The sequence below is a fragment of the Pseudomonas sp. PA-4-8C genome, from assembly GCF_021606625.1.
GTDB classification, from domain to species: domain Bacteria; phylum Pseudomonadota; class Gammaproteobacteria; order Pseudomonadales; family Pseudomonadaceae; genus Aquipseudomonas; species Aquipseudomonas lactis.
Genome location: NZ_WKCD01000300.1, coordinates 1 through 6,476 on the forward strand (window position 1 = coordinate 1; position 6,476 = coordinate 6,476).

The following is a 6,476-nucleotide window of genomic DNA, read 5'->3' on the forward strand; positions in this document are numbered from 1 at the left end:
GTGGACACTGATCGGAATCGGCGGGGTCGTTGGCGGTTTGTTGCTGGGCGCGTTGGCGGATCGCTGGGGGGCATTGAGGGGGATGGCATTGAGCATCAGCGCTTTCGGCCTGGCAATGCTCGCCCTGCTCTGGCAACCGAGCCTGAACTTGACTTGGCTGGCAGCCGGGCTGTTCGCGCTGTTCTATTTCCCGGTCTGGGGCTTGATGGCCGCCTACCTCAGCGCACGCTTGAGCCCCGTGCAAAGCCTGCAAGTGGTGAGCCTTAGCATGGTCGGTTATGGCTTGGGCAGCGCCACCGCCAACTGGCTGTGCGGCTGGCTGCTGCAGGCCACCGGGCAGTTTGGCCTGGTGCACGGCTGGATCGTCTGCTGGGTCACCGCCAGCCTGTTATTGCTGAGGCTGATGGCCCGCCGTCAACGCTGTGAGCCGGCGCTCGGCCAGCCACTCTGAACGGCCCAAGCGACGCGACAGAATGTCCACCAAGGCCTCCACGGCCAGCGCCTCGCACTGAGTGGAGCGCCAGAACATCAACCGCGCCGGCTCAATCGGCGGAAAGCCCTGAGCCGCGTCCAGCACCTTCCAACCCGGCGGCACCAGGCGCCGCGCCGTGACACCGACCGATTGGCCCTGTTCAATGGCAATCCCTATCCCTCGCGGGCTCTGGCTGGTGTAAACCACATGCCACGCCCGTCCGGCCTCGGCCAGCGCCCGCACGGCATTGGCTCGAAAGGCGCAGCCCTCGGCATACACTGCCAGAGGCACCGAGACATCCGCCCCGGCGCTCCAGCCCTCAGCCGCCACCCACACCAGCGGCTCGTCGCACAGATATTCGCCCAGTTGCAGATTGGCGTGTTGCACACCGAGCACCAGGTCCAGCTCACCGCGTTGCAAACGACTGACCAGTGCCGTCGACATCTCGCAACAAATGTCCGGCCGCACCTGGGGAAACTGCACCTGAAAGTCGCGCAACACCTCGGCCAGGCAAAACTGGGCGTAGTCCTCGGGCATGCCAACGTGAATGCACATCTGCTCATCGGGCAGTTGCACGGCGTTGATCGCATCGGCATGCAGTTTGAGGATCTGCCGCGCATAGATCAGAAACGTCTCGCCACCGGGTGTCAGGCTCACCGAGCGACTGGTGCGCTGGACCAACGGCGTGCCGACGATTTCTTCCAGGCGCTGCAAACTTTGGCTAATGGTCGATTGGGTTTTATGCAGACGCTCGGCCGCCGCAGAAAATCCGTGGCACTCGATAATCGCAACAAACACTTTAAGTAAGGTCCCATCCAGTTCGCCTGACATAACTATCGCCCCTGCCGATGGATTCGATCACAACTTGTAATTTCCACTTCGCACCTCTTTAAGCAACTATCGATTCAACGCCAAACACTGTTAATTGATAGTTCCAGGAGACTTGCATGAGCCTTCAACTTGCCGACGCCGAAGTGGGCGATATCAGCGATATCATAAATACCGAGTTGTACCCCATACATGATTCGGGCCATGTCCGGTTGCAGGCGCTGATCGAACACGCCCGCGCAGAACTGGCCGAAGACGGTTGCTGCCTGCTGAAAGATTTCTTGCGGCCGGAGGCGCTGGAACGGGCCCGTGCCGAAGGTCAGGCACTGTCGGGCAAGACCTTTTACTCGGTGCGCAAGGTCAACGCCTATTTCACAGAAGACGACCCTACCCTGCCCCAGGATGACCCGCGCCGCACATTCATGGAGCGCACAAGCGGTTTTGTCACGCGGGACATGATTACCCCGGACGCGATCATCCATCGCCTGTACGTCTCGCCGATGATGAAGCGATTTATCGGTGCCTGCCTCGACGAGCCGGAAATTTTCGAATACGCCGACCCGTTCGCTGGGCTGGTGATCAATGTGATGCCCGAAGGCACCGAGCAACCCTGGCACTTCGATACCAACGAATTCATCGTCAGCATGATGACCCAGAAGCCCGAGGCTGGCGGCCTGTTCGAGTACGCACCGATGATCCGCACGCGCACCCAGGAAAACCTCGGCGCTGTCGGCAACGTGGTGCGCGGGGACGACCGCAGTCGCGTGCAGGAACTGGAGCTCAACCCAGGCGATTTGCAGATTTTCAAGGGTCGCTTTTCAGTGCACCGGGTAACCCGCGTCGAAGGCACTACTGAACGCAATACGGCGATCTTCGCCTACTCCGAAAAGCCCGGAATCATCGGCCGTGCCCAGCGCACCAAACAGCTTTACGGACGCCTGTCCGAAGCCCATCTGCAAGCCGAACGCAACCTGGTACGCAGCGACCAGTTGCTCGACTGATCCATCCCAGAAAAATCTTAGAAAAACCAACCGTATTTGCCCTGCGAGGAACACCCATGAGTCTGTCCGGCCCTAACCGCACCCCCGCCGACTGCGAACCGACCTACGCCGAAATTCAGCAGATCCAGCTGGACCGTTTGCAACGTGTGCGCAACGAACTGAAAAAACGCGACTACGCTGCGTGCGTGCTGTTCGATCCGACCCACATGCGCTACGCCACCGGCTCGCGCAACATGCAGGTGTACTCGGCGCGCAACCCGGCACGTTACGCCTTCATCCCGGCAGAAGGCCCGGTGGTGGTCTTCGAATTCGGCGGCTGCCTGCACCTGGCCGAACAGCTCAACACCGTCGATGAAGTGCGCCCGGCCAAGGCCATCTCCTATTACTTCTGCGACAGCTTCCTGAATAACGTCACCGCCGAATGGGCCGCTGAAATCGGTGAATTGGTGCGCCAGCACGGCGGCGGCAACAAACGCGTCGCCATCGAAAGCGCGACCTCAGCCGCTGCGTTCGAACTGCAAAAACTCGGCTACCAGATATTCGATGCCCAGGAACCGCTGGAGCGCGCGCGCTGCATCAAGGTGCCGAACGAGCTGAAGATGATCCGCGCCAGCCTGCGTGCCACCGAGGCCGGCGTGCGCTTGATGGAAAGCAAGCTGGTGCCGGGCATCAGCGAAAACGAACTGTGGTCGCACTTGCACCAGCACGTGATCGCTACCGACGGCGACTACGTCGAAACCCGCCTGCTGTCCTCCGGCCCGCGCACCAATCCGTGGTTCCAGGAGTGCAGCACCCGGCCCATCGAAGCCGGTGACCTGGTGGCGCTGGACACCGATGTGGTTGGTCGTTTCGGCTATTACGCGGACTTTTCCCGGACCTTCCTCTGCGGCGAGCAAGCCGCCACCGCCAAGCAACAGGAGCTGTACAAACTGGCCTACGAACAAGTGCAGACCAACATGGAAATGCTCAAGGCCGGCCGCAGCTTCAAGGAATACGCCGAGCTGGCCTGGAGAATCCCGGACAACTACAAGGCCAACCGCTATTTCGCCCTCGCCCACGGGGTTGGCATGACCGGTGAATACCCGTACGTGGTGCACCGCGAAGACATTGATGCACTGGGTTACGACGGGATGTTCGAAGCCGGCATGACCATCTGCGTGGAAAGCTACATCGGCCACGATGCGGGCGGCGAAGGGGTCAAGCTCGAAGAGCAGATTTACATCCACGAAAACGGCATTGAGTTGCTCTCGGACTATCCGTTCGATCCGCGCCTGATGCCACGCTGAGTTGCCCCGGACGGCGCCGTAACCTCCTTCGACACTGTCCGGTTTTCCCCTTGTTCCCACCAGGAACAAGGGGCGTTTGCGGCCACCGCGCAGTGTTTCGTACCCTCCGTCCGGCCTGTCTAGCTCAAGCGGCAGCCTTCCTTACGGTCAGTAACATGCATTTATCGAACGTTTCAGCGTTGAATTTATCGTTTGTCGATCGTTGCCCAGATGACAAAACTGCGGGCATCTCTAATAAAAACAACATGAGAGCAGCCCTATGTCATACCCAGCCTCCGTCCTTCTGATCTCGTTGCGCCTTGCCCTACTGCCGGCTTCACGCCTGTCACGCCTGCGCCTTCGCGCTGCCGGCCACTGACAGTCTCGGTTCATCGAACCGACCGCGTCTGCCGCTCGCCCCATGTGCGGCCAGTCGAAAAACGCACTTTTGCACGTTATCGGAGAGGCATATGAAAGACTTAATGACACTGGACGGCACTCTGCCGCATCCAGCGGTGAACGACCTGTGCACCCAAGTCAAAAGTGGCGAGATCAATCGTCGCCAATTCCTGCGCACCGCCGCACTGCTGGGTATCACCGCCGCCAGTGCGAACACTTTCCTCGGTTCCGCGCTGCTCGGTAATTCGGCTCATGCCGCTGACGCGGTAACGCCGCGTCAGGGCGGCAGCCTGAGGTTTGCCTGTGCTATCCAGGAAGTCCAGGACCCGATGCTGATCACCTGGATCGAAGCCTCGAACCTGCTGCGCAACAGTCTCGAATTCCTGACCTGGGTCGATGCCGACAACATCACTCACCCGTACCTGGCCGAGAGCTGGAGCCCGTCCGAGGACCTGAAAACCTGGACCTTCAACCTGCGCCAAAACGTGAAGTGGAGCAACGGCGACACCTTCAACGTCGAGGACGTGCAGCACAATATCGAGCGCTGGACTGCCGCCGATTCCAAGTCGGTCAACCGCACCGCGTTCCAGGACATTACCGCGTTCGAAAAAGTCAGTGACTTCCAGTTCCGCCTGGTACTCAAGCGACCGATGCTGGCGATCCCGGAAATGCTCAACGCCTTCACTTGCGCCATCGTGCACCGCAGCTTCAAGGCCGGTGACGACTGGGCGAAAAATCCGCTGGGTACAGGGCCGTTCAAACTGATGTCGTTCGCGGTCAACAAGCAGGCGACCTTCGCCAAGCGTGCCGATTACTGGCGCACACCAGCAAACCTCGACGAGTTGCGCTACGTCGACATGGGCACCGATATTTCCACCCATCTCGCAGCGTTGCAGGCCGGGCAAGTGGACGTGCTGTACCGGGTGACCGTGGCCGAACTCGACCTGGCCAAACGCTTGCCCGGCGCGCAACTGCTGACCTGTAAATCGGCGCAAACAATCGTCATGCGCATGGCCTGCGACCAGAAGCCGTTTGACGACCTGCGCATCCGCAAAGCAGTAGCGCTCTGCGCCGACAACGCGCAGATGCTGAAAATCGCCTATCGCGGCATGGGCACCCTGGGCGAAGATCATCACGTCGCGCCGTCCCACCCGGAATACTTCCCGCTGCCCAAACGTGCGCGGGACGTGGCGGGTGCGAAGAAACTGCTCGCCGAAGCCGGCCACCCGAACGGCATAGACATCGACCTGATCGTCGGCAACACCCAGGGCCGCTACGAACAGGATTGCGCGCAGATCCTCCAGCAAAACTGCGCCGAGGCCGGCATCCGCATCAACCTCAAAGTGATCCCCGCGACGCAATACTGGCCGATCTGGGATAAGGCCGCGTTCAGCCTCACCTACTGGGCACACCGCCCACTTGGTGTGATGTCGCTGGAACTGGCCTACCGCAGCGGCGCGGCCTGGAATGAAAGCCACTACAGCGACCCGGCGTTCGACGCAGCGCTGGACAAAGCCATGGGCATCATCGACCCGAAACAACGGGCAGCAGCGATGCAAAGCGTCGAGCAGATCCTGCAAGACGCCTGCGTCATGGTCCAGCCGTTCTGGGGCGATAAATTCACCGCCGCGAGCAAGAAAGTCCAGGGCTTTGAGGTTCACCCGTCGGACTTCTACCCAATGGATCAAGTCTGGTTGAGCGCCTGATTCAAGCGCCCCGAACGAGCCCGCCCACTCAGCTGCGGTGGGCCGCCATCCCTTGATTAGCCGGAGCGTGCTAGCATGGCTGAATTTTTATTGCGCAAGTTATTGGCGCTGGCGGCAACCTTGCTGTCGGTGTCAGTGATCGTGTTCCTGGCCCTGGAACTGAATATCGAAGACGTCGCAATCAACGTCCTCGGCCCCTATTCCGCCGCCGACCAGCGCGCTGCTTGGCTGGTGGAACACGGTTACAACCAACCCTTCGTCTGGCGCTACCTGGTGTGGCTGAAGGACTTTCTCAGCGGCGACTGGGGCACCTCGGTGCATTTTCGCGAACCGGTAATTGATCTGCTGCTACCGAACCTCGGGCAAACGTTGATCCTCGCCGGGTTGGCGTTGGCGGTCATGGTGCCGGTGGCGTTGACCCTCGGCATTCTGGCCGGGATTCGCCAGGGCTCGGCGGTGGATCGACTGGTGTCGTTTCTGTCGATCGTCACCACTTCGATCCCGGACTTCGCCAGCGCGGTGTTTGTCTCAGCGATCTTCGTGTTCTGGCTCAACTGGCTGCCAGGTGTGAGCAGCATGAGCGACGGTTTCAATGCGGTAGAGTTGGCGTTGCCGCTGATGGTGCTGTGCCTCTTCGGCATCGGCTATCTGGCGCGCATCACCCGGGCCTCGATGGTCGAGGTGATGCAGGCGCCGTACATCCGCACCGCCCGCCTCAAAGGCGCGTCGACCTCACGCATCGTGTTGCGCCATGCGCTGCGTAACGTACTGATCGCGCCAATCACCGTGATCATGTTGTACATCC

The 6,476-nt window shown here is 60.6% G+C and carries 6 protein-coding genes; 5 read left to right on the forward strand and 1 reads right to left on the reverse strand.

What is annotated here, in order from left to right; translation table 11 throughout:
- Positions 1–451: MFS transporter (locus GIW04_RS26450; RefSeq protein ID WP_329607643.1), on the forward strand; the 451-nt coding region annotated here is incomplete at its 5' end.
- On the opposite strand, the gene GIW04_RS26455 is transcribed toward GIW04_RS26450, so the two are convergent.
- The gene (locus GIW04_RS26455) at positions 389–1,303 is read right to left on the reverse strand and encodes a LysR family transcriptional regulator (protein WP_034135588.1); all 915 of its coding nucleotides are present in this window, start codon (positions 1,301–1,303) and stop codon (positions 389–391) included. The genes GIW04_RS26450 and GIW04_RS26455 overlap by 63 nt on opposite strands.
- Before the next feature lie 116 nt (positions 1,304–1,419).
- Here GIW04_RS26455 and GIW04_RS26460 point away from each other — a divergent pair, with 116 nt between their 5' ends.
- From GIW04_RS26460 to GIW04_RS26475, 4 genes are all read left to right on the forward strand, one after another.
- Positions 1,420–2,301 carry a HalD/BesD family halogenase gene (locus tag GIW04_RS26460; RefSeq protein ID WP_120248014.1) on the forward strand — a complete coding sequence of 294 codons (882 nt, stop codon included), beginning with the start codon at positions 1,420–1,422 and terminating at the stop codon, positions 2,299–2,301.
- Positions 2,302–2,357: 56 nt separating this feature from the next.
- Positions 2,358–3,587, forward strand: a complete 1,230-nt coding sequence (locus GIW04_RS26465) for a M24 family metallopeptidase (RefSeq protein WP_056785579.1) — start codon at positions 2,358–2,360, stop codon at positions 3,585–3,587.
- A 449-nt stretch (positions 3,588–4,036) separates the two neighbouring features.
- The gene (locus GIW04_RS26470) at positions 4,037–5,671 is read left to right on the forward strand and encodes an ABC transporter substrate-binding protein (RefSeq protein ID WP_034135585.1); all 1,635 of its coding nucleotides are present in this window, start codon (positions 4,037–4,039) and stop codon (positions 5,669–5,671) included.
- Positions 5,672–5,746: 75 nt separating this feature from the next.
- Positions 5,747–6,476 (forward strand): ABC transporter permease (locus tag GIW04_RS26475; RefSeq protein WP_236479351.1); only part of this gene is annotated, 730 nt, incomplete at its 3' end.